This is a genomic window from Veillonella sp. ZSJB6, assembly GCF_051549505.1.
GTDB lineage: Bacteria > Bacillota > Negativicutes > Veillonellales > Veillonellaceae > Veillonella.
Genome location: NZ_JBPUGE010000003.1, coordinates 215,409 through 238,796, shown reverse-complemented (window position 1 = coordinate 238,796; position 23,388 = coordinate 215,409). Strand labels below are relative to the sequence as shown.

General features: G+C 39.6%; 19 protein-coding genes. 8 read left to right on the top strand and 11 right to left on the bottom strand.

Annotation, left to right across the window (positions count from 1 at the left end):
- The first annotated feature begins 52 nt into the window (after nt 1-52).
- The gene (locus tag ACSV5T_RS05590; RefSeq protein WP_438320483.1) at nt 53-829 is read left to right on the top strand and encodes an adenosylcobinamide amidohydrolase; all 777 of its coding nucleotides are present in this window, start codon (nt 53-55) and stop codon (nt 827-829) included.
- A 157-nt stretch (nt 830-986) separates the two neighbouring features.
- On the opposite strand, the gene ACSV5T_RS05585 is transcribed toward ACSV5T_RS05590, so the two are convergent.
- The 3 genes from ACSV5T_RS05585 to ACSV5T_RS05575 are packed head-to-tail and all read right to left on the bottom strand — an operon-like array spanning nt 987 to nt 4,237.
- Complete coding sequence (locus ACSV5T_RS05585) at nt 987-1,964, bottom strand: asparaginase (RefSeq protein WP_438320482.1); 978 nt, start codon at nt 1,962-1,964, stop codon at nt 987-989.
- A 45-nt stretch (nt 1,965-2,009) separates the two neighbouring features.
- Entirely contained in the window at nt 2,010-2,777 is a 768-nt protein-coding gene (gene nadE / locus ACSV5T_RS05580) for an NAD(+) synthase (protein ID WP_438320481.1), read from the bottom strand.
- A gap of 8 nt (nt 2,778-2,785) precedes the next feature.
- Nucleotides 2,786-4,237, bottom strand: coding sequence for a nicotinate phosphoribosyltransferase (locus tag ACSV5T_RS05575; RefSeq protein WP_296008406.1), 1,452 nt, complete (start codon nt 4,235-4,237; stop codon nt 2,786-2,788).
- A gap of 313 nt (nt 4,238-4,550) precedes the next feature.
- On the opposite strand from ACSV5T_RS05575, the gene ACSV5T_RS05570 reads away from it, so the two are divergent.
- The 4 genes from ACSV5T_RS05570 to ACSV5T_RS05555 all read left to right on the top strand — a co-directional run bounded on the left by ACSV5T_RS05570 (nt 4,551) and on the right by ACSV5T_RS05555 (nt 9,644).
- On the top strand, nt 4,551-5,999 hold the full coding sequence (locus ACSV5T_RS05570) for an aminoacyl-histidine dipeptidase (RefSeq protein WP_295793778.1): 1,449 nt from the start codon (nt 4,551-4,553) through the stop codon (nt 5,997-5,999).
- A gap of 426 nt (nt 6,000-6,425) precedes the next feature.
- A complete protein-coding gene (locus ACSV5T_RS05565) occupies nt 6,426-7,295 on the top strand; it encodes a CobW family GTP-binding protein (protein WP_303931551.1) in 870 nt (289 codons plus the stop codon).
- A complete protein-coding gene (locus tag ACSV5T_RS05560; protein WP_303931552.1) occupies nt 7,292-8,827 on the top strand; it encodes a permease in 1,536 nt (511 codons plus the stop codon). The genes ACSV5T_RS05565 and ACSV5T_RS05560 overlap by 4 nt, the downstream gene beginning before the upstream one ends.
- Before the next feature lie 52 nt (nt 8,828-8,879).
- Nucleotides 8,880-9,644, top strand: a complete 765-nt coding sequence (locus ACSV5T_RS05555) for a TIGR03943 family putative permease subunit (protein WP_119206548.1) — start codon at nt 8,880-8,882, stop codon at nt 9,642-9,644.
- A 139-nt stretch (nt 9,645-9,783) separates the two neighbouring features.
- Here ACSV5T_RS05555 and ACSV5T_RS05550 read toward each other — a convergent pair whose 3' ends face one another.
- Nucleotides 9,784-10,350: a biotin transporter BioY gene (locus tag ACSV5T_RS05550; RefSeq protein ID WP_024066798.1), complete on the bottom strand. Its 567-nt coding sequence runs from the start codon at nt 10,348-10,350 to the stop codon at nt 9,784-9,786.
- Between the two features lie 335 nt (nt 10,351-10,685).
- Between ACSV5T_RS05550 and ACSV5T_RS05545 the strand changes: the two genes are divergently transcribed.
- Complete coding sequence (locus ACSV5T_RS05545; RefSeq protein ID WP_295825320.1) at nt 10,686-11,273, top strand: PepSY domain-containing protein; 588 nt, start codon at nt 10,686-10,688, stop codon at nt 11,271-11,273.
- A 536-nt stretch (nt 11,274-11,809) separates the two neighbouring features.
- On the opposite strand, the gene ACSV5T_RS05540 is transcribed toward ACSV5T_RS05545, so the two are convergent.
- The 7 genes from ACSV5T_RS05540 to ACSV5T_RS05510 all read right to left on the bottom strand — a co-directional run bounded on the left by ACSV5T_RS05540 (nt 11,810) and on the right by ACSV5T_RS05510 (nt 19,539).
- Nucleotides 11,810-13,081 carry an O-acetylhomoserine aminocarboxypropyltransferase/cysteine synthase family protein gene (locus tag ACSV5T_RS05540; protein ID WP_119209094.1) on the bottom strand — a complete coding sequence of 424 codons (1,272 nt, stop codon included), beginning with the start codon at nt 13,079-13,081 and terminating at the stop codon, nt 11,810-11,812.
- Between the two features lie 274 nt (nt 13,082-13,355).
- A complete protein-coding gene (metA, locus tag ACSV5T_RS05535) occupies nt 13,356-14,315 on the bottom strand; it encodes a homoserine O-acetyltransferase MetA (protein ID WP_119206953.1) in 960 nt (319 codons plus the stop codon).
- A gap of 61 nt (nt 14,316-14,376) precedes the next feature.
- Nucleotides 14,377-15,561 carry a MalY/PatB family protein gene (locus ACSV5T_RS05530; RefSeq protein WP_438320480.1) on the bottom strand — a complete coding sequence of 395 codons (1,185 nt, stop codon included), beginning with the start codon at nt 15,559-15,561 and terminating at the stop codon, nt 14,377-14,379.
- A 10-nt stretch (nt 15,562-15,571) separates the two neighbouring features.
- On the bottom strand, nt 15,572-16,705 hold the full coding sequence (locus tag ACSV5T_RS05525; RefSeq protein WP_303931558.1) for a trans-sulfuration enzyme family protein: 1,134 nt from the start codon (nt 16,703-16,705) through the stop codon (nt 15,572-15,574).
- Between the two features lie 152 nt (nt 16,706-16,857).
- Nucleotides 16,858-17,361: an ECF transporter S component gene (locus ACSV5T_RS05520; RefSeq protein ID WP_119209098.1), complete on the bottom strand. Its 504-nt coding sequence runs from the start codon at nt 17,359-17,361 to the stop codon at nt 16,858-16,860.
- 58 nt (nt 17,362-17,419) lie between these two features.
- Nucleotides 17,420-17,824, bottom strand: a complete 405-nt coding sequence (locus tag ACSV5T_RS05515) for a PACE efflux transporter (protein WP_039969553.1) — start codon at nt 17,822-17,824, stop codon at nt 17,420-17,422.
- A gap of 248 nt (nt 17,825-18,072) precedes the next feature.
- The gene (locus tag ACSV5T_RS05510; protein WP_438320479.1) at nt 18,073-19,539 is read right to left on the bottom strand and encodes a DASS family sodium-coupled anion symporter; all 1,467 of its coding nucleotides are present in this window, start codon (nt 19,537-19,539) and stop codon (nt 18,073-18,075) included.
- A gap of 221 nt (nt 19,540-19,760) precedes the next feature.
- Between ACSV5T_RS05510 and ACSV5T_RS05505 the strand changes: the two genes are divergently transcribed.
- A complete protein-coding gene (locus tag ACSV5T_RS05505) occupies nt 19,761-21,578 on the top strand; it encodes an ABC transporter ATP-binding protein (protein WP_438320478.1) in 1,818 nt (605 codons plus the stop codon).
- Nucleotides 21,575-23,332, top strand: a complete 1,758-nt coding sequence (locus ACSV5T_RS05500; RefSeq protein ID WP_438320477.1) for an ABC transporter ATP-binding protein — start codon at nt 21,575-21,577, stop codon at nt 23,330-23,332. The genes ACSV5T_RS05505 and ACSV5T_RS05500 overlap by 4 nt, the downstream gene beginning before the upstream one ends.
- Nucleotides 23,333-23,388: the final 56 nt, after the last annotated feature.

Genomic DNA, 23,388 nt, shown 5'->3' with positions numbered 1-23,388 from the left:
TTATTATATCGTTATATTACATATATAACAATCTAAATCTAGGGAGACTTATATGTTTAACAATCCATATGAAGCACCACAAGAGCTTGCAACAGGAGGTCATGTAACGAAAGAATTAAATTCCGTTACAGTACACTTTGACGACATCCATTATGCCTTATCTAGTGGTCAACTCAATGGTGGGTATCACCATACGTTAGCCGTACGAAATCAACAATTAACCTACCAAATCGAAACAGAAAAAGATTTACCAGGTGGCTCGGTAGCTAATTACTTAGCACAAGAGTTTGAGCATATCGATACGCCCGTTCATTTTAGTACAGCACTGCTCACATCTGCCACAATGAACCTTCACGCATACGCTAAGGTCGAAGAACATGATACGATTGTGGAAACTATCGTTACTGCAGGCTATGAAAAAACAGCCCATCGTGCAGGCACAGGCTATTGCTACGAAGAGCGAGATGGCAGTTTCATAGTACCTGGTACCATCAACATTCTTGTCTTTACAAATAAGGCCTTAACAGATAGTGCTATGGTGAAAGCCATCATGACAATTACAGAGGCTAAAACAGCAGCCCTTCAAGATTGGGGTGTTGAAAGTGTACGACTCTATCCATTTATCAACGAAGATATTCCTGATGCAATAACAAAAGAGCGCAAGACTTCTGCCACCGGTACCTCTACAGATGGTGTGATTCTCACCATCGATACTAATGGCGATGTGTTAACAGATGCAGGCTCCTTCTCCCTATTCGGGGATACATTAGCTAAGGCTGTTTATATAGGTATACAACGAGCCTTAGAAAATGCTATTGGCGCCGAATAAACACACACATCCTAGGCGAAATAAAAACCGCACATCCTAGGCGATCGGGATGTGCGGTTCATTGCATATAAAACTGTTACACACAGTATAATATTTGAAAATGAATATCAAATTAAGATTTGAGAGTTTTTCTCAAATCTTTTTTTTATTTTTCTAATTAATACTCATAGAAGAACTGTTGTAACTTTTTAAGGTTTTTAGTTTTAGTAAGGCCAAGCATCAATAAAATACGAGCTTTTTGTGGACTCAATGTATCACTTACAAGATAGCCTGCTAGTGCATCTTGTGGTACGGAAGACACCATGCCACTGCCTGTACGAGAGGCGCGTACAGTTGGAAAGGCTGTATTTTGTGTTATTTGACGTACATTTTGAGGAATTGTACCATGCCCTAACCCTGTCAAAATGAGCCCATCAGGGTTAGTCGCCACTACACTCATTGGTACCATGTCATCCATACCACCATAGCAAGTCAAAATGACTACACGAGGCAATTCTTTTAAATCATGTACATCAAAGACAGATTCTTTCGTATGACGACGAGTAGAGGCTTTATAATAATGAGCCACTCCATCTTGTACAATGCCAAGATGACCTACTAATGGGCTATCGAAGGTTGCTACATTCGTTGTATTCCGCTTAGAAACATCGCGTGCTCCATCAATATAGCCATTTAGAACAACAAGTACACCTTTACCTACAGACTCTGGCGTTCTCGCCACTTGAATCGCTTGTAATAGATTAATCGGACCATCTGCACTGATTGCCCCAGCAGGTCGCATAGATCCAGTAATAACGATAGGCTTATCTGTATGAACAGTAAGATTAAGGAAATAGGCTGTTTCTTCCATACTATCTGTACCATGAGTGATAACAACACCACCGATATCCTCTTGATCAACTAATTTTTGTACTAACTTGGCTAAATCCAACCAATGCTGGACAGTAATATCGGAACTTTCAATATTACTAAACTGAGTATATATATATGGACCATATGGTTCTGTGCCAGGTACAGAATCTAGGATTTCATTGAGACCCAACACACCTGCAGTATAGCCAGTCAAATCTGTATCGGATGCGCCTTGTCCAGCAATCGTACCACCCGTACCAATCAAAGCTATTTTTGTCTCCATATTACCTCCATCATAAAATACATAAAATAGTGAATCATTTGTTAATCAACGTTGGGGCTGAAAGGAAGGCATCAATTCTAATTTATGCTTATTAATACGGTTCAAATGATCAATACGTTCTTTTGTTTCTAAATCATCAATCTGACCGGTTCTAATATAGCGATCTAGAACTGCATAGGTAAAACCTAATTTATCTTCATCAGATTGACCACTGAGACCATCACTAGGTGTCTTATCTACAAGATATTTAGGAATATCTAGGAGTCGACCAATTTGACGCACCTCTTCTACAACAAGATTGGCGAGAGGACTAAAATCCCCTGCACTATCGCCATATTTTGTAGAGTACCCTACATAATCTTCAGAGCCGTTACATGTATTGGCCACACGTGCACCATTTGGTAAGTTTTGACCAACAGCATATAAGGTTGCCATCCGAAGGCGCGGTGGTGTATTTATAGCTGCATCTCGAGATAAATCATTTCTACCCGTTACAACTTCATACCCTTCGCCTTGAATAATAGCATTTGTTAAAGCTTCGTAAGCAGCTCCTATATTAACAATAATATGAGAAATACCTAAGTGATTGACAACGGTCTTAGCATCATCGATATCGGATTGAATGCCGTTTGGCATGAGCACTCCCACTACGCGTTCTGCCCCAAGGGCTTCTTTACAAAGGGCTGCCACGATTGTGGAGTCCTTACCCCCTGAAATGCCTACTACAGCGCTGCAACTAGGTCCATTTTGGTTAAAATAATCTCGAATCCATTGAATGAGAGCCTCTTTTGTTGCTTGTGGATTATCTAACATAAGCCCTCCTATTTTTTCCGGAAAATACGATTTAATAAATCCATTTTCATTTGATAGTATCCTGGACTCATATCAAGGTAATGACGATGTGGATTTTCAAAACGTTGTTCTTCAGGCCAAATTTCAGTTTCTAATTGGTCTTTAACATATTGACGAAGCTCATCTAAGGTTGGTAATTCTACTAGTAATTTTCCATCCTTAATAATGAGTTGTTTCATTTCTTTGAAAGTACAGTTTTCAAAGTACAATTCACGCCACGGTTGTTCTGGATCAATATAACGATATGGTTCGGTTGTATCTGGTACCTCTTCTAACAATGTTAATAAATCTGCAATGGCACGACCTTTCTCATTGTACACGCGGTACACCTTTTTAAAGCCTGGGTTCGTAATCTTTTCAACAGATTCGGAAATCTTAATACGAGGCTCCCATACGCCATTTTTTTCAACCCCAGCAATCTTGTAAACTGCACCAAATACAGGATCGCTCTTAGAGGTAATCAGTCTTTCACCTACCCCGAAGATATCGATAGGCCCGCCTTGGATTAACAAGGATGTAATCGTATATTCATCAAGGCTGTTGGAAGCCATAATTTTACAATCTTCTAAGCCTGCTTTATCAAGCATGCGGCGTGCTTTTTTAGCTAAGTACGCCAGGTCACCAGAATCAAGGCGAATCCCTTTTAAACGTTTTCCCATAGGTTCTAATACATCTTTAGCTACTTTAATTGCATTAGGTACACCAGAGTTTAGAACATCATAGGTATCAACGAGGAATACAGCTCCATCTGGATAGACTTCAGCGTAAGCTTTAAAAGCTTCGTATTCTGAATCATGATACATAACCCAACTATGAGCCATAGTACCACTCACAGGGATGCCAAATTGTTGGCCTGCTAAAACAGTTGCCGTAGACTGCACCCCACCGATATAGGCTGCTCTCGCACCATATACAGCGGCATCCACATTGTGAGCTCGACGTGCGCCAAAATCGGCTACAATACGACCATCTGCGGCACGAACGATACGATTGGCCTTAGTAGCGATAAGGGACTGATGATTCATCATAGTTAGCACTGCAGTTTCTACGATTTGTGCATCTATGAGAGGTGCTACGATAGTAATAACCGGTTCATTGGGATAAATAATCGAACCCTCTGGGAATGCATATACATCACCAGTGAATGAGAAATCTTTTAGATAGTTTAAAAACTCCTCACTAAAGATACCTTGAGCCCGTAAAAAATCAATATCACGTTCATCAAAGTGTAGATTCAAAATGTACTCAACGATTTGTTCAAGACCACCAAAAATGGCAAAGCCACCCTTGTCTGGATTGCGTCTGAAGAATACATCAAACGCGACGCGATCCGTGTTTTCATGTTGCGTAAAATAGCCGTGTGCCATGGTCATCTCATAAAAATCCATAAGCATACTAATATTGCGACTGTCGTGTTGCATCGGTTCACCAACCTTCTAAAATCTAATGGATTTGTAAAATCGTTAATCGTATAACCTCATTATACATTATTATTCCTATATAGCTAGTCTCTACATGTGCTAATGCTTGCATTAACTATCCTAATAATCATTCTTGTGATATAACTATATATATACTAATTATTTATATATTCCATATATATGTCGATGAAAGTTATCACTGAAACAAATACAATTATTAGTATTAATTCGTATACTAATAAAATTACTACGTATTCAGTGTAATCAACCAATATATATATCTATTATTTACATCAGAATGAAAGGAACCATTATGGAATCAATCGTTCAAGCAAAACGCGTATTAGAAATATTTAAAGAAATGAGCCAAATTCCTCGTGAATCTGGCAACGAAAAAGGCATTAGCGACTATATCGTAAACTTCGCTAAAAACTTAGGTTTAGAGGTTCATCAAGACGACCAATATAATGTAGTCATCAAAAAACCTGCATCCCCAGGTTATGAAAATAGACCTTCTATTATCCTACAAGGTCATATCGACATGGTATGTGTTCGTGATCACGACTCTAACCATGACTTCACTAAAGACCCAATTGCCAACATCATCGAAGGCGAATGGATGCATGCAGACCACACTACATTAGGTGCGGATAACGGTATGGGTGGCGCGATGATGCTTGCTATCCTTGAGGATGATAGCCAACAACACGGCCCTATGCAATTATTGTTCACTACTAATGAAGAAACTGGTATGGATGGCGCTTTCGCTATTAAAGAAGGCCAAGTAAGTGGTGATTACTTACTCAACCTCGATACAGAAGTAGAACACGATTTTACTGTTAGCTGTGCTGGTGGTTGCCACGTTCACGTAAATATTCCTTTATTGCGAGAAAATAACCAACCTGGTTATGATGCAGGCTTATCCCTTACCGTAACAGGCCTTAAAGGCGGTCACTCTGGTATCGAAATCTGCGAACAACGTGCTAATGCTAACCAAGTATTAACACGCGTACTCTATGACATTCAACAACAATATCCTGTATGCTTAGCATCCTTTGAAGGCGGTGTAAAACATAATGCCATTCCTTCTAAAGCAGTAGCTACATTATCCGTACGCGCTGAAGATGTAGAAGCCATCAAAACTTTAATTGAATATCAAGAGAAACAATATCTCCATGAGTATGGTATCCAAGATCCAGGTCTTAAATTTGTCGTAGAAGATGTCGCAACACCTGATGTAGTCTATGCGGATGATACAACAGAAGCCCTCATTACTTACATCTATCTTGCACAAGATGGTGTTCATTCTGTAAGCAAATCTATCCCAAATCTTGTAGAAACTTCTGACAACATCGCAATCGTACGCGAAAATGAACATACTATTGAAGTACTCATCTCTATTCGTAGTTCTAACAGTAACAGCCTTGAATTCTTAGCAAAGAAAATGCTTCTTCTTGCAAAAACACTTGGCGTATCTGCAGAACGCACTGGTGGCTATCCAGCATGGGAATATGACAAAGGATCAAAACTTGAAGAGCAAGCTATTTCCTTACATAACGAAATGTTTGATACACCAGCTAATGTCAATGCTATTCATGCCGGTCTTGAATGTGGCTTGTTAAAAGGTGTACTACCAAATACACAAATGATCAGCTTTGGTCCTACTATCGTAAGCCCACATACACCAATGGAACGCGTTCATTTACCATCTGTTGAAAATGTATATGTATATCTAAAAGCTTTATTAGCTAAGTTACAATAAACATAAAACAGTAAATAATGACTATATACTTTATGTATAATTTGATATACTAAAGGTAATCTAATTAGAGATTTATATAACGAATTCTCTTCTCACCCTCCTATAAGGAGTTCAGTCAACTCTCCCTCGACTGAGTCTTCTATAGGAGGGATTTTTTTATATTCTTCTCCCAAAATTTGAAATTAATATTTATTCATAGAGGAGTATCTCTTCATATATACGTAAATCAATATATACAACACTTTTCACAATCAATTATGAATATTAAATACATCTGTCACTATACTCATATAAGGTATATAACCAATATATTTAATGAGAATTTTAAGAAAAATAGTACTTTCATAACTATGCATATACCCTAGGGTGTATTTTCTGTGTTATCCTATAGGTGTATACTGTGTTTACATTACTCAGGAGGTACGTATGATCCCTATTGTTATCATATCCGGATTTCTAGGGTCTGGAAAAACAACATTTTTACAACACATACTAAAAGAACATAAATCTACAGATAAAATTTTAATTATAGAAAATGATTTTGGTGAAACCAGCCTCGATGCAGCAAATCTTGCAAAAACAGGGGCTACCATTCGTGAAGTTACATCTGGCTGTATTTGCTGTAGCTTACAAGGAAATTTCCAACAAGCACTGCTCGACATTCTGCAAAATTACGATGTAGATACCATCTATATTGAACCATCAGGAGTCAGCAAATTAAGCGAAATCATCCATACATGCGAGGATGAAGAGATTGCAAAATCCGCCTATGTTCATGCATCGGTAACCACCGTAGATGCCATGCAAGCACCTATGTTTATCAAAAACTTTGGTCTCTTCTTTAAGGATCAAATCACAAATAGTGATGCCATCTTCTTAAGTCATACCGAAGATATCCAACAAACAAGCATTACAAAACGTATGATTCACGAGTTAGCACCAAATACTCCAATTCATGAAGAAGCATGGAGCACCATTGCGTTACGAGACTATATCAAACGTCTCTATCATTGTCATGATGACAATTCCTTACATGATGAGCATCTATTTATGAGCCATACATTCAAAGACTTGCGTACACTCACTCTATTACAGTGGAAAACTATCTTAGAAGGTATGCCAGATACCGTACTCCGTGCTAAAGGGATTGTACCGACCGTCGAAGGACCTCATGAGTTGCAATACGGTACCCATTACTGTTCCCTATCCCCTAGTGAGTCCACGGACTATAGCTTAGTTGTTATTGGTACAGATTTTAATGTGCCAATGGTACATAACGAAGTGTGTCAATCATGATACCTGTTTATATCGTTACCGGATTCATCGGTTCTGGTAAAAGTACTTTCATAAATGAACAACTACAACATCGTAAAAAGCTGGGCGGCACGGCATGTATCAGCGCCGAAGAAGGTGCTGTATCGCTCATCAAAGAAGGATTACAACTCAATCCTGATAAGCTTAGTGCAATTACACCTAATGAACCTGATACATATAGTTCTATAGCTGATGAAATCGCAAGCTATGTCGACAAGGTAAAGCCTAAAGAAATATGGATTGAATGGAACGGTATGATCAGCTTTCACCAACTAGAAGCCTTGCTATATAGTGATAAGCTACGCCATCTATTACAAATCGAAAAGGTATTATATCTTTGTACAGACCAATTCGTCGCATCCATTTTGCCTGGTTTAGGTAATGATGTAACAAGCCAATTATATAGTGCCGATTGTATCATCACAGAAACCGATACACATCACGCCTTATTACGGACCTATAACAGTGACGCCAAGATTGTAACAGCGCCTGCGCCAGAAAAGGTAGCAGAATTATGCCGCAATTCTACGTGGGGTCTCATACCAAATCTATTAGTTATCGGCATTACAGCCTACATACTATTAGTCACTGCATTCCGTCATGATATTCCTTACTCCATCCACCAATGCTTTGCCATCATTACAGGGCTCATTATCGAGGCTATCCCGTTCCTATTATTAGGAACCATTGGTTCAACAGTCATTCGCTATTTCGTTCCACAAAGAATACTGCTAAAACTATTAGGAGATCACTCTTGGAAGAGCTATGGTGCCGCCATGGTTAGTGGCTTAGCCTTACCAGTTTGCGACTGTGCTATTATTCCATTATTTAAAGCACTTACAGATAGAGGTGTACCATTATCTGTGGCCCTCCTATTTATGCTCGCCAGCCCAATCATCAATCCTATTACCATTCTATCCACCTGGTATGCCTTTCCAGATAATCCAATGATTTCTGTATGGCGTATCGTACTTGGCCTTGGCGTAGCTTTATTGGTGGCCTTATCATTCCGTTTTATACCACCATCTACGTCTATGATGAAAGCTAAAACGGCACAGAACCTAAGTTATGAAGAAATCGTCTTAGAAGCATCGAAAAGTAAACATATCAATAAAAGAAAGTTACTCATTCATATGGAAAAAGAGTTCTCCCAGCTCTTATTCTATTTCTCTATTGCAGCTTGTGTACTATCCGTAGTTCAAGTGTATGGAAAGCCTTGGCTCATCAATGCCGGCATCACATTACCTGACGTGTGGGCCATCCCAATTCTGCTAATATTGGCGTTCTTCTTCTCTGTATGCTCTACATCAGATGCTATTATAGGCAAATCCTTGAGCACCCTGTTCCCTATGAGCTCAGTCATGGGTTTCCTTATCTTAGGACCTATGCTCGATATTAAAAATGTATATATTTTAAAACAATATATGCCTACATCATTTATTCTTCGTCTAGGCTTAACAATTGTTGTTATATCCTATTTAGCAGCATTAGGTTTTCAATTCTTTTTAAGCTAATGTTTAGTCATTACTATTTCAGTTCTTCATGAATATAAAAGGAGATGATTCTATGAAATTAGGGCTGAAAGATCGCTTTTCCATTGTGAAAGGCTTACTTTACCTCACCTTAGGTATCTGCTGTGTATACCTAATCGTAACCGGTCGTTATTTGAACTATATCGCACCACGATATGAACTACTGCTAGGTATTAGCAGTGTAGCTCTCATACTAGGCGGATTGGCTACGGTTATTTGGGCTCCATCGCGCTATTATAAACACAACTGGCGCTCTATCGTGCCTATCATTATTCCCGTAGTTTTACTCATCGTTCCCCCTGTCCTTGTACCTACAACAGGTGTTCAAGGTGCAGCACGAATCAATGATGATACAAACAACTTTGACTTTACAAATGATGCCATCGGCGAGGTTATTACAGTTAATAGTGAAAGCAAAGAGCCTGGCATTTCTAAAGACAAAAAAGAAATCGTGTTAAATTCAGATAATTTCTATCAAACCATCGTAAAGGTTGGATCTAATGTAGACCAATACAAAGACTACACTGTATATATGACAGGTTATGTAAACCGCGATGATAACACGCTAAAATCTAATGAGTTTACCATCTCTCGTATGGCTATGTCCTGCTGCATTGCTGACGTGGCACCGATTGGCATGACCGCCTATAAACCAGATGGTGATAGCTTAGCTAATGAACAATGGGTTTCTATCGAAGGCAAAGTATCTACGCGAGATTTCCACGGTCGTCAACAACCATACGTAGAAATTACAAAAATAAAATCAGCAGAACCTATTTTAGGTTATGTATATCCTTAAACAAACAATCTTAAATCGATAGCCTTAAAGAAGCTTAAATAAATATATAAACAAAAAACCGAGGCCTAATGCCTCGGTTTTAATAAACATATATTTAGCAAACATATAATAGTATTATATAGGGACTATATTATCGATATTATCGATGTAACTCTTTAACAATTCGTTTGCCAAGAGATGCAGCAACAGCACAAAGGAAGATGTCTGGACCTACGGGAATTAAGAAGCATGTAATAATAACGGCCTCCACCCCAATTGGTTTACCTAAGTACAAATTCATAATGAAGTACAAATAAATCATCCCAAGGCCATACACGATAAATAAATTTAATATAGATCCTGCTAATAATCGTTTAAAGGACAATGTTTCCATAGACTCTGCAATACGGCCCACTGCATAAGCACCTACCATAAAGCCAATTAAATAACCAAAGGTAGGTTGTAAAATGTAACCAGGACCACCACCAGATGTAAAAATCGGTACCCCAATTAATCCTAAAACAATATAAATGCCAACACTAGCAGCTCCTAATCGACTGCCCAGTACAATGCCTGCGAGGGTAGTAAATAAGATTTGTAATGTAAATGGACAATTTGGTAATGGTACCCGTATAAAAGCACCTACGGCAATCAATGCGACAAAGAGTGCTGTCATCGTTAACTGACGGGTGGTAATGCGACCTTGTTTCGATACGGTAGAACTCATGGTATACCTCCATTAATAAGACAATAACAAACTACTACTTACCTAAATTAAAGCACTTGTATTTTTAATTGTCAACTACGTGTGTTGACTTTTAGTTAACTATGTAGTCTAATACTATATATACGGCAATTTCAAGTATTTTATTTTTTTGACTATACATTATAGTTATTACTAATCATTTATAATAACTAAAAGATATACTCATCTTCATACAAAAATCTTTGAATTTCATCTTATATTCATGTAACAACATTAAATTATACGTAAGTAGATTGAGTAAAATCTACTTTCACAAAACAGTATATAAAAGTACCTTATATTAGGAGGCATTCATTATGAAAAATGTTAAAAAAGTATCAAAGGTATTATGTGCATTTGGCGTTAGTACAGTACTATTAGCAGGTGTAGTTGGCGCAGCTAGCAACCATGCATACAACAACAATAGCAACTGGAAAGGCGTTGGTAGCGTAGCTCCATCCGCTCAAGCTAACTATTCTGTTGATTACATGGGCGCTGTTACAGTATTCCAACAAAACTTCCCTGGCGCTACTGTAAAATCTATTTCTTACGATGCTAAACACAACCCTTACTATGAAGTAGAAGGTTACTACAACAACCGTGCAGTAGAACTTAAAGTTGATGAAGCAACTGGCCAAATTGTTGGTAAAGAAGTAAAAGGCTATGCTAAAGCTAACAAAACTATTAACGTTCAAAACATCATCATCCCTGAAGTAGCTGAAACTAAAGCTATGGAAAAAGTTGGTTCTGACTTCCAAACTGTAGAATGGACTGTTGAACGTGAAAACGGTCGTGCTGTATACGAATTCGATATGACAACTGGCGGCGGCAAAAAAGCTGAAGTAAAAGTTGACGGCATGAACGGTAAAGTGTTAAGCGCTAAAGTAAAAAGCACAAAATACTAAGATTTTAATTCATCAAGTGAACCCTATCCTAACCCACTTAGATGACACACTACACATATAACACACATACTATACACACAGTATCCATTGGATACACTCTCTAACACAAACTAACACACAAACTTAGAGAGCCCCCTATGACTCACAAAGGGCTCTCTCAAAACCCTATCTCACACAATAGGTAAAGGGTCTGTGCTCACACACCACAGACCGAACGTTACACACACTATACTCCCTTAAAAAGACCTTGGATCGTTGAATCCAAGGTCTTTTTTCTATTCCCTATCCTCTATCTTCTATCCTCTAGATATTACTATATATTTATAGATGTCTACCATAACCCAACAATCTAATTTACAATTAACTAGGATACATTCTTCAACACCAAAAGACCTCCCACGAAGGGAGGTCTTTTGTATAAGTTTTATAGGTCTGATAGTTTGTGTTCTATTTCTTAAGCGAGGTCATGCTCAAGAATGTCATTTGTATGTTCTGAAAGTTTGATCTATAGTATTTCCATAATGGAAGTACGAAAATTATGCTTTATCCAAAGCTTGTGCCAAGTCTTCGATGATGTCATCAATATTTTCAAGGCCGATGGATACACGGATCATATCTGGTGTTACGCCAGCAGATTTTTGTTGTTCTTCGTTAAGTTGTGCATGTGTTGTAGATGCAGGATGAATAACAAGAGATTTAGCATCTGCTACGTTAGCAAGGTTGGAGAAGATTTCCAAAGAGTCAACAAGTTTAATACCTGCTTCTTTACCACCTTTTACGCCGAATGTGAATACAGCACCAACACCTTTAGGGAAGTATTTATCTGCTAAAGCTTTGTATTTGCTGTCTTCTAATTCTGGGTAGCTTACCCATGCTACTTTAGGGTGTTTGCTCAAGAAATCTACTACTTTACGAGCATTTTCTACGTGACGTTCTACGCGCAAGGACAATGTTTCAACGCCTTGCAAGATTTGCCATGCTGCAAGTGGAGTAATGCATGCGCCAGTATCACGAAGCAATTGAGCACGAATTTTTACAGTGAATGGGATTGGCAAATCACCATATACTAAGCCATTGTAGTGTTCGTCACCTTCGGAGAAACCAGGGTATTTACCAGAACCTTTATAGTCGAATTTACCAGATTCTACTACTACGCCAGCCAATGTTGTACCGTGACCACCTAGGTATTTAGTAGCAGAGTGTACAACTACGTCAGCACCATGTTCTAATGGACGGAACAAGTATGGAGATGCAAATGTGTTATCTACGATCAAGATGATATTGTGTTTATGTGCAATATCAGCTACTGCTTGTACGTCGATAAGGTTAATACCAGGGTTACCGATGGATTCGATGTAAACAGCTTTAGTATTGTCATCGATAGCCGCTTCAAATTCGTCCAAATTATCAGGGTTTACGAATTTAGTTTCGATTCCTAAACGTGGTAATGTTGCTGTAAACAAGTTATAAGTACCACCGTATAATGTGGATGCAGCAACGATGTTATCGCCAGCGCTTGCCACGTTCAAGATGGAGTATGTAATCGCTGCGGAACCAGATGCTACAGCGATACCACCTGCACCACCTTCAAGTTGTGCAACACGAGCATCCAATACATCTGTAGTAGGATTGCCAAGGCGGGAGTAAATACCACCAGGATTAGTTAATGCAAAACGACCTGCTGCTTCTTCAGCATCTTTAAATACGAAAGATGTAGTTTGGTAAATAGGTACTGCACGAGAACCTGTTGGATCTACTGTGTGACCCGCATGTAATTGTAATGTTTCAAATCTGTATTGTTTGCTCATTATAACAACTCCTTTATATTAACTGTGAATTGAGTTCGTTCTTTATACCTAGTATACTACTATGTTTTAAAAATTATGTCTACTATTAATTTATACAGTTAGCCATAACTTGAAGCTATAGCAAACATGTATTTACTCATAAAATACCCATCCGAAAGATGCCAATTACACCTATATATAGCTCACACACAAAAAAGCCCCTAATTACTTCTCTAAAACCATCTCACAATAGAGACCATTAAAAGTAATTAGGGGTATTTCTACTAATCATAATTTAGATATAAGCACCTAAATTTTTATCACGTTCAAATTTCATTTTTTGGATTTGTTCAATGATGTATGGTGTTTCTTGGTATACATAGTAGTTTAACCAGTTTGTAAACAACAATGTACTTACAGAACGCCAACGTACAACAGGTCGTTGTTTTGGATCATCATCAGGGAAATAATTTTCAGGAACCGCAATATCCAAGCCTTTTTTAATATCACGTACGTATTCACGGTTGAGTGTATCCCAATCGTATTCAGCGTGACCAAATACAAAGATGTGTTTATTGTCTAAGCTACGAACGATAGCTGCCCCTGTTGGTTCAGATCCTGCCAACAATTCTAATTCTCGGTTTTCCTTAATTTGTTGTAAGGAAACTGTGGTATGACGGGAGTGTGGCATCCAGAACTTTTCATCAAAGCCACGCAAGAGCACCGGGCGATCATTGTAAATATCGTGTTCGTATACACCAAACAGCTTTTCATCCATAACGGATTTATTAATGCCAAAATGATGGTACAAACCAGCCTGTGCACCCCAACAGATATAGAACGTAGAGTATACATGCTCTTCGCCCCAATTCATAATTTCTACTAACTCATCCCAGTAATCAACTTCTTCAAAAGGCATTAATTCTACAGGAGCGCCTGTAATGATCATGCCATCAAAAAACTCATCCTTCACCTCATCAAAGGTGCGGTAGAAGGTATCTAAATATTGCTCATCTGTATTTTTAGCCTTACGAGATGCAGTATGCAACAATGTTAAGTTCACTTGCAATGGGCTATTACTAAGAGCACGCAAGATTTGAGTTTCTGTAACTTCTTTAGTAGGCATCAAATTGACTAGCAATATTTGCAAAGGTCGGATTTGTTGAGTCTCCGCCCGTTCTGTATCCATAACGAAAATGTTCTCTTGAGCTAATTTCGTAATGGCCGGTAAATTTTTTATTACTTTAATAGGCATACTATCACCTCTACACACTAAACAATTTGATAACCTAATCTAAACACTCTACCCAATATTATTAAAAGCCTCTAGCCTCGTAGGCACGACGCCAAGCTTCAAGGCCTTCTTCTAATGTTTTACGAGGACATGCTACATTGATGCGCTCAAAGTCTTCCCCATCGACACCGAACATAGAGCCCGTATCTAGCCACAACTTAGCTTCATTGATAATCCATTCATCGCGTTCCTTAGGGCTCAATGGCAACTTAGAACAATCTAGCCACATGAGATATGTCCCTTCCGGACGATATACGTGAATTTTTGGCATATATTTTGCCACATAATCAATGGTAAACTGAATGTTGTCTTGAATATATTCTTTCAACTCGTCGAGCCAAGGTGCCCCCACTTTATAGGCCCCTTCGCAACCAACGATGCCCATTGTATTTAATTGACTATAACCAGCTCGGTCTATTTCTTTGATAAAACGACGACGTAAGGAATCATTAGGAATGAAAATATTGCTTACTTGTAAGCCAGCGATGTTGAAAGTCTTACTAGGCGCTGTACATACGATACAATGTTCTGCATAGCTTTCACCAAGATCAGCAAAAACCTTGTGCGTATGACCTTTCCAAACAAAGTCAGCGTGAATTTCGTCGCTCACGATGAGTACGTTATGTTTAATACAAATGTCTCCAAGACGTTTTAACTCGTCCTCAGTCCACACGCGGCCTACAGGATTATGCGGGTTGCACAAGAGGAATAATGTTACATTTTCCTCCACGATAGCGCGTTCAATGCCCTCAAAATCGATGGTATATTTTTCTTCCCCTTTGATTAATGGCACATTGATAAGGCGGCGATCGTTATCATCGATAACCATGCTAAATGGATAGTATACCGGTTGATTGATGAGCACGCCCTCCCCTTCATTAGTGAAAGCGCGAACCGCCATAGCCAAGGCAAAGACGATACCAGGTGTTTTAACGAGCCATTTTTGTTCTGGTGTCCAGTTAAAGCGCGTAGTGAACCAGTTTTGTAATACTTCAAAGTATTCATCATCGGATTCTGTATAACCGAATACGCCATGGTTCACGCGGTCTAATAAGATTTGCTTCAACTCAGGTGGCACCTCAAAATCCATGTCTGCCACCCAGAATGGCAACACATCAGCTGGTTTACCGCGCTTCACAGCAAAATCGTATTTCAAGGATTTTGTGTGCGTTCTATCTAAAATTTGATCAAAATTATATTGTCCCATAGGAACTCCTTTATTTATTGAAAGCTTGTTCCAAGTCTGCAATCAAGTCGTCTGTATCTTCAATACCTACAGATAAGCGCAATAAACGACGTGTAATACCTTTACGTTCTGCATCTTCCGGTTTTAAGTCCGGATGAGTTTGCGTTACAGGATATGTCAATAAAGACTCAGTACCACCAAGACTTTCAGCAAATTGGATAAGCTTAATACCTTCTAAGATTTGTTTAGCTGTTTCTTCGCTATCTACTTCGAAAGACAACATACCGCCAAAGCCTGTAGTTTGGGCTTTATTGATTTCATAGCCTGGATGTTCAGGAAGGCCTGGGAACAATACTTTTGTAACTTTAGGTTGTTTTTTAAGCCATTCAGCAAGGGCAATGGCATTCTTTTGGTGTTGTTCCATGCGAAGTGCCAATGTTTTTACACCGCGGATAACGAGCCAGCTATCCATAGCGGATAAGCAAGCACCAACAGTTTTATAAGTTAAGCGCAATTTAGCAGCCAATTCATCATCATTTACAATGGTGAAACCAGAAATAACGTCATGATGACCACCGATGAATTTAGTACCGCTATGAACGACAATATCGGCACCTAAGTTCAATGGTTTTTGGAAGTAAGGGCTTAAGAATGTATTGTCGATAATGACTAGTGCATTGCGGTCATGAGCTAAGGCACACAAAGCACGAATATCAGTAATCTCCATCATCGGATTTGTTGGAGTTTCAATATAAACAGCCTTTGTATTTGGTTTGAAAGCTGCTTTCACCGCATCAAGATCGGATGTACCAACATAGGTGAACTCAATGCCGTTTTGTTCGTAAATATTTGTGAACATACGGATAGAACCACCGTACAAATCATCACCTAAAATGATGTGATCCCCAGGGGAGAATAGATGGAATACAGCGTCCACTGCGGCCATGCCGGAAGAGAATGCCAATGCATCCTTACCATCTTCAAGACCTGCAATCAATTGTTCCAAACGATCCCGTGTTGGATTAGACTCACGTGTATATTGATATCCTGTTGTATCACCCAACTTTGGATGGGAAAATGTACTAGACATATAAATTGCAGGGGAAATTGCACCAGTGCTATCTGGTTTACCGCTGCCATGAACGCATTTTGTATTAAATTTCATTCCATTCAACTCCTCATATTTGTATACAATATATTAATTATAAAAGTAGACAATGATTAAGGTCAACAAAAATGGGCACTCATACGCCATGAGTGCCCCTGAAAAGTCATATCTATTTTGAATGGCTTGCCATAACTCTAGGTTAAGTTAGCCTAATTTTTTGTACGTTTTGTAATAAGCAATGCCAAGATAATGCCCAAAGAAGACGTCACTAGTTGCGGCCAACTAGACACAAACAACATAGTATTTACAATCTTCGGTGGAAATTGGAATAGAGAGAAGAACAAAGAATATCCGCCGAATAGAACACCTGCTTTCACTAAAGCCGCCACAACAATAAGCAATACCTTCGGTTTATGTTGTAACCAATGGGCCACAAATACATAAGCAGTCGTGCCAAGAGCGGTAATTAAAATAAACGGTGGCAACGGCAACATACCTTGTAAATGCGCTACTACAGGCGCAATCCAAGCAATAACGAGACCATTTTTCCAACCATAGCGCCATGTGGCTAGTACAAACGTAGCAGACGTGATGGAACCGATGAGGAACATACTCACCTGGTTAGGAATAAATGGGAAAATAAGGCGCAAGCTTTGCGCCAATAAGGCTACAGCCAACAATAGGCCTGTGCCCGTAATAGATTTGGTAGACATAAGAACCTCCTACTATACAATATAGATTTTTAAGAGGTACTTACCTCATATAGTAAAACTAAGCCTCTACAAAATATAGACGTGCCCGATCATATACCCAATTATAAACATAAGTATAACCTAAGATAACCAATGTCATCGTTATATCTGTCACAAAAGCCATCCAAAAACTCATATGCATCATGTACATAATAATCGGTACAGTAGCAAACATAAATAGACCTTCAAACAATACCGCATGAATAGTACGGATTACAGGCCCCCGCTCTAATCGATCACCTGGTACTAGTTTATCAAATATCCAGTTAAACACAAAATTCCAAACCATAGCTAGCAAGGAAAAAATAACCATCAATACAAAAGGCTGTCCATCATGCGGAACAAACAACATCACCAAACAACCAATTAAAATACAACCAACCTCATACAAAATCGACTGTACCACACGCTCTGAAGCAGACATAACAAACACCTCCATCAGAAACTAGACAAGAAATTCACTATCACTCTACTATTATATTTATTTTTTTAGATTTGTCGAGTTTTGTGGAGTTTTGCCATTTTATGATAGAAAAAGCCGCCATATGTCTGTCCAGCGACTTGCTCCTCGAAGTGAGTATTGCCATTTCAGGATAAAAAGAAGCCGCATTGTATCTTCTAAGCGACTTGCGTCAGGATGGAGCGCAAGGAGATACAATGCGGCGGAGCACTTTATCCTAAAAGTGGCATTACGAACTCAATCCATGGAATGCCTACCACAATGAATACTGTGAGGTAGATAATCCCAAAGATTGCGCCCAATTTCCAGAATTCAGGACCTTTGTTGTAGCCACTAGCAAACCAGATTGGGCTGTGACCAGTACCATATGGTGTAAGGATACCCATAATACCCATTGGCACTAACAGAATCAACATAACTTGAGCTGGATCAATACCAGGAATTTGAAGAATTAGAGTAGCAAACAAGCCTACCATAGCTGTTACATAAGCAGTGCCAGAAGCAAAGAAGTAACGAAGCAAGCAGAATGCAAGTAACAAACCTAGAACAGCCATTGTTGGATCCAAAGAAACTAGAGAGCCACCTGCAGATTTAGCAAGCCATTCTAAGAAACCTACGTTTTTAAGACCCGCAGCCATAGGTACGAGTGTAGCGAACCAAGTCAAAACATTCCATGCCGGTTTGTTAGCAAGGAAGTCTTGCCATGTCATAATCTTAGTAAAAATCATCAAGATAATAACAATTAAAGCTGTTGTTGTAGGGTTTACTTTAAAGGTAGAAGCACCAATCCACAACACAAGAGCCAACACGGAAATCAAGGCCATGAAGATTTCACTGCGTGTCATGGAGCCTAATTTCTTATACTCATCCTTTGCCCATGCTGCAATTTCAGGGGAACCTTTTACCTCTGGTTTGCAGAATACATAGGTCAATAATGGTGTGATGATGAACAAAATAAGACCTACTGGCAAGAATGCAAGGAACCATGTGCCCCAGTTAGCAGCTACGATACCAGATTTAGCAGACAATTCTAGAGCCAATGGGTTTGGCGCTGCGCCAGTCAAGAAAATAGAGCTAGATACACATGTAGTTGCCAATGCTACCCAGTTCAAATAAGAACCAATTTTACGAGGGTTCTTATCTGGATAGGAATCGAACATTGGGCAAATACTAGATACGATTGGATAAATCGTACCACCGGAACGAGCCGCATTACTTGGAATGAATGGAGCCAACACAAGGTCAGTAATAGCAATGGCATAACCAAGACCTAAAGAGGACTTACCAAGCTTTGCTACCAAGAACAAGGCAATACGACGGCCAAGACCAGAGTTTTCATAACCAATACCGATCATGAAAGCTGCAAAGATCAACCATACGATGGCATTAGAGAAACCACTGAGGCCCCAACTGATAGCTTGTGCATCAGTAATCGCCTTTGCTACACCAGTTGCTTTATCTACAACAGGTGCAGGACCTACTTTAAACAACATAGATACGGTAACTGCAATGATACCGATAAAAGCTGGTGGCATTGGTTCTAAAATCAAACCTACCACGAGGCCCGCGAAAATACTTACGTAAATCCAAGAATTTGCGCTAAGGCCTTCAGGAGCACCGATGAGCCATACAAGAATAGCTACTACAAGCGGTGCGAATAATTTCCAATTCAACTTCATTAGAAACTCTCCTTACTACTTCAAAACAAAAATTGCAAAAAAAATGCTTGTCTAGTATATCAAAATTTTTAATATCAGTACATAACATAAAACATAACAGTTATTAATAGATACTAAACTTTTTATAATAGGTTTTATTAAACTAGTCGTTTTTAATTTTATGCAATATAATATAAATATCGAAAATTATTAATTTAATGCAATTTACTAAAAGGATTTAAATGAAACCATTTATACATTACATAAAACCATTATGGTTTCCTACCATCATCGTATCGATCCTTTCGTTACTCACTGTGGCAGGTACATTATATATACCAACGCTAACGGCCTTTATCATCAATGATGGCGTACTCCGTGGCGATTTAGAAATGATCACTAGCTCTAGCATAAACATGCTTGTTGTGGCACTATTAACAGTATTATCCGCAATCTTAGGTGTTGCTATGAGTGCTCACATTTCTGCCTCTATGGGCAAGGAACTGCGCAATGATTTGGTAAAAGCCTTACAATACTTCTCCCTTCGAGACTTCACACACTTCGGTACTGGCACCATATTGATGCGCACAAGCCGAGATGTAGAGAAAATTCAATCCGTTCTCGGTGAAGGATTAAATATGATTCTCCCTATGCCCCTCATGATTTGTGTCGGCCTCGGGCTCACCTTCTATAAAAGCTGGCAACTCGGCCTCGTCATTCTTGCCGTTATGGCTTGTATGATACTTACTATTATCTTTATTGAAAGCCGTGCCTTACCACTGATTAAGGCGATGCAACTCAAATTAGATGATATTACAGATCTAGTTCGAGATCATATCGTTGGTATGCCAGTGATTCGAGCTTTCAACAGAAGAACCTATGAAAACGAAAAAGAAATTAGTATTTTTACAGAAACGGCCCAACTCAATAAGCGGTTGCGCCAAACCTTTGCCATCGGTTTACCGACCATATTAATTCTATTTAATATGAGTACCGTTGCCATTCTTTGGGTCGGTGGCTATAACGTCAGTCTAGGTTCTCTACAAGTAGGTGACATCATTGCCGTTATCGAGTACGCTAACCTGATTCTCTTAAGCATGCTCATGGCCATTTTCGTCATCATCGACATTCCAGAAGCCATCGTATGCTACACCCGTATTCGAGAGTTGTTAGAACATGAAAACACAGATACATTCCCTGAACCATATAATGACAGTATTACCACTTCAACTTCTCCATCTGCAAGGCATGACACTTGCCAAGAGGAGAACAAAAATACTATGGAAAATCCAACTGCAACTGATGATATACCACTTTTAGAGTTCCGCAACGTTACGTTCCGTTACGATAATGCGGAGTCTCCTGCGCTAGAGAATATCTCCTTTACCGTACATCATGGCGAAACCTTAGCCATTATGGGCGATATTGGATCTGGTAAAAGTACCATTACCAATCTCATCCCTCGCCTCTTCTCCATTGAGTCTGGAGACATTCTATTTGAAGGCAAATCCATCTATGAATGGAATGTGGATGACTTGCGTGCCCGCATCGGCTATGTGCCACAGCGAGCTTACTTATTCACTGGCACGGTAGACATGAATGTGCGATATGGTGCAGCACCAAAACAGGAAATTACCGCTCAAGATGTAGAAAATGCGTGTCACCTCTCTAAAGCAGACGAATTTATCAATCGCCTTGAAGGTGGCTACCAATATATGGTTGCTCAAGGGGGTACTAATCTATCTGGAGGCCAGCGCCAACGCCTAGCCATGGCTAGAGCTCTTGTGCGCAAACCAGATTTATTTATATTCGACGATAGCTTCTCCGCTCTGGACGGCACCACAGAACGTGCAGTTCGCACAGCATTGCACGAGGAGTTACAAAAGGATAACCGCCCTGCCCTCATTTCCGTAGAGCAAAAAGTAAGTGCTGCTAAAAAAGCAGACCATATATTAATCATCAACCGTGGTCAAATTGCAGGGTATGGCACTCACGACGAATTAGCAGCAACCTCTACAGTATATAAACAAATTTTAGCATCTCAGGAGGTGACAGCATGAGCCCATTACACCGTTTCCTGATGGAATCTAAAAGCCAATGGGGTTGGCTAGCACTACTCATCTTAGCGCTTATTACGGCCGCTATGTTTGAGGTATCCGCACCAGTATTACTTGGCAAGGTTGTAGATGCTATTGTTAGTGGCTTGCAAACAGACCAAGACATTAATACAATATTCGCCTCCATTGATACTATTATTCTCTGGATTATTGCCATTTATGGGGGCCACGCCTTATTCACCTACTTTGGCGAATACATGATGGCCTCTATTGGCTCAAAAACAGTGCTCGCTTTGCGCACACGCATGAGCACTCATTTATATTCATTACCTATTGAGTACTTTCACGATCACCAACGTGGGGATTTACTAAGCCGTCTCACCTCTGACTTAGATGCAGTTGCAGAAACTATAGGTGAAGGCGTACCAGGTCTTGTATCTGCCATTATCGGCATTATAGGTGCCACGGCGATGATGATTTGGATTAGCCCTATGCTAGGCATCTCTATCATCGCCATTATTTGTATTGGTATCCTATGTTTAACATGGCTCTCTAAACGGGCTCGTCGGGTCTATCTCAAAAACCAAAGTGCCTTAGGAGCTTTCAACAGTGGCATAGAGGAAATTGTAGTAGGAAAACCGATTATCCAAACCTTTGGCCTTGAAGAAACTACGACTAACCAAGTAAATATTCTGAACGATAATCTATTTAAAAGTATGAGAAGCGCGGCTTTCACCAGTCAGCTCGTAGAACCACTCGTTAAGTTTTTAAATCAAATCACCTATTGCCTCGTTGCAATTCAAGGGGGTCTCATGGTGTTACGAGGTTCTATTTCCATCGGTGATATCCAAGCCTTCTTCCTCTATGTAGGTCAAGTTTCGGACCCTCTATCTCGCAGTTCCTATATACTCACAAAATTCCAAGAAACTTCTGCGGCCTTGGGACGTATTTACGAAGTCATTGATACACCATCTGAAATCGATAAGGGAAATAAAACATTAGGTGATACAACACCACATCCAGGCACAATCGATTTTGAGCATGTTGATTTTGGCTATACGCCGTCCAATGTATTTATGAAGGATATTAACATCCACATTCCTGGCGGCTCCATGGTGGCCATCGTAGGCCCTACAGGTGCTGGTAAATCTACTTTGGTAAACCTTATCATGCGCTTCTATGACATTATAAATGGCCGAATCACCATCGATGGTATCGATATTCGCGATGTGTCTCGTGAAAGCTTACACAATACGGTAGGCATGGTATTACAAGATGCTTGGATTTTCACGGGCACTATCGCCGATAATATTGGCTACGGCAAACCAAATGCTAGTCGTGAAGAGATTGAATATGTTGCCAAACTCGCTATGGCAGATCACTTTATCCGAACCTTGCCAGATGGCTATGATACAGTTCTCAAACGAGGCGGCGATGACCTATCACAAGGCCAACGCCAATTAATTACTATCGCTCGTGCCTTCTTGGCAGATCCAACTATTCTCATCCTAGACGAAGCGACAGCTAACGTAGATACTCGTACCGAGGTAGAGGTTCAAAAAGCCATGAATACCCTCCTCAAGGGACGTACAAGTATCGTCATCGCCCATCGCTTGTCTACAATCAAAAATGCGGACTTCCTACTCGTAGTAGAAAACGGTACCATTGTAGAACAAGGGACACATCACGAACTAATCGAACGCGGCGGTCACTATAAAGAACTCTATGAAAACTATGCGGCAGGCATGACCGTATAAGGAAGTCTACCAAAGGTAACTACCCTACTTGCAGCAGATACTAATGAGCTCAGATT

What these genes read in the sequence shown, in the direction of transcription:
- ACSV5T_RS05590 (WP_438320483.1), top strand. Translation starts at nt 53, where the DNA reads ATGTTTAACAATCCATATGAAGCACCACAAGAGCTTGCAACAGGAGGT.
- ACSV5T_RS05585 (WP_438320482.1), bottom strand. Translation starts at nt 1,964, where the DNA reads ATGGAGACAAAAATAGCTTTGATTGGTACGGGTGGTACGATTGCTGGA.
- nadE (WP_438320481.1), bottom strand. Translation starts at nt 2,777, where the DNA reads ATGTTAGATAATCCACAAGCAACAAAAGAGGCTCTCATTCAATGGATT.
- ACSV5T_RS05575 (WP_296008406.1), bottom strand. Translation starts at nt 4,237, where the DNA reads ATGCAACACGACAGTCGCAATATTAGTATGCTTATGGATTTTTATGAG.
- ACSV5T_RS05570 (WP_295793778.1), top strand. Translation starts at nt 4,551, where the DNA reads ATGGAATCAATCGTTCAAGCAAAACGCGTATTAGAAATATTTAAAGAA.
- ACSV5T_RS05565 (WP_303931551.1), top strand. Translation starts at nt 6,426, where the DNA reads ATGATCCCTATTGTTATCATATCCGGATTTCTAGGGTCTGGAAAAACA.
- ACSV5T_RS05560 (WP_303931552.1), top strand. Translation starts at nt 7,292, where the DNA reads ATGATACCTGTTTATATCGTTACCGGATTCATCGGTTCTGGTAAAAGT.
- ACSV5T_RS05555 (WP_119206548.1), top strand. Translation starts at nt 8,880, where the DNA reads ATGAAATTAGGGCTGAAAGATCGCTTTTCCATTGTGAAAGGCTTACTT.
- ACSV5T_RS05550 (WP_024066798.1), bottom strand. Translation starts at nt 10,350, where the DNA reads ATGAGTTCTACCGTATCGAAACAAGGTCGCATTACCACCCGTCAGTTA.
- ACSV5T_RS05545 (WP_295825320.1), top strand. Translation starts at nt 10,686, where the DNA reads ATGAAAAATGTTAAAAAAGTATCAAAGGTATTATGTGCATTTGGCGTT.
- ACSV5T_RS05540 (WP_119209094.1), bottom strand. Translation starts at nt 13,081, where the DNA reads ATGAGCAAACAATACAGATTTGAAACATTACAATTACATGCGGGTCAC.
- metA (WP_119206953.1), bottom strand. Translation starts at nt 14,315, where the DNA reads ATGCCTATTAAAGTAATAAAAAATTTACCGGCCATTACGAAATTAGCT.
- ACSV5T_RS05530 (WP_438320480.1), bottom strand. Translation starts at nt 15,561, where the DNA reads ATGGGACAATATAATTTTGATCAAATTTTAGATAGAACGCACACAAAA.
- ACSV5T_RS05525 (WP_303931558.1), bottom strand. Translation starts at nt 16,705, where the DNA reads ATGAAATTTAATACAAAATGCGTTCATGGCAGCGGTAAACCAGATAGC.
- ACSV5T_RS05520 (WP_119209098.1), bottom strand. Translation starts at nt 17,361, where the DNA reads ATGTCTACCAAATCTATTACGGGCACAGGCCTATTGTTGGCTGTAGCC.
- ACSV5T_RS05515 (WP_039969553.1), bottom strand. Translation starts at nt 17,824, where the DNA reads ATGTCTGCTTCAGAGCGTGTGGTACAGTCGATTTTGTATGAGGTTGGT.
- ACSV5T_RS05510 (WP_438320479.1), bottom strand. Translation starts at nt 19,539, where the DNA reads ATGAAGTTGAATTGGAAATTATTCGCACCGCTTGTAGTAGCTATTCTT.
- ACSV5T_RS05505 (WP_438320478.1), top strand. Translation starts at nt 19,761, where the DNA reads ATGAAACCATTTATACATTACATAAAACCATTATGGTTTCCTACCATC.
- ACSV5T_RS05500 (WP_438320477.1), top strand. Translation starts at nt 21,575, where the DNA reads ATGAGCCCATTACACCGTTTCCTGATGGAATCTAAAAGCCAATGGGGT.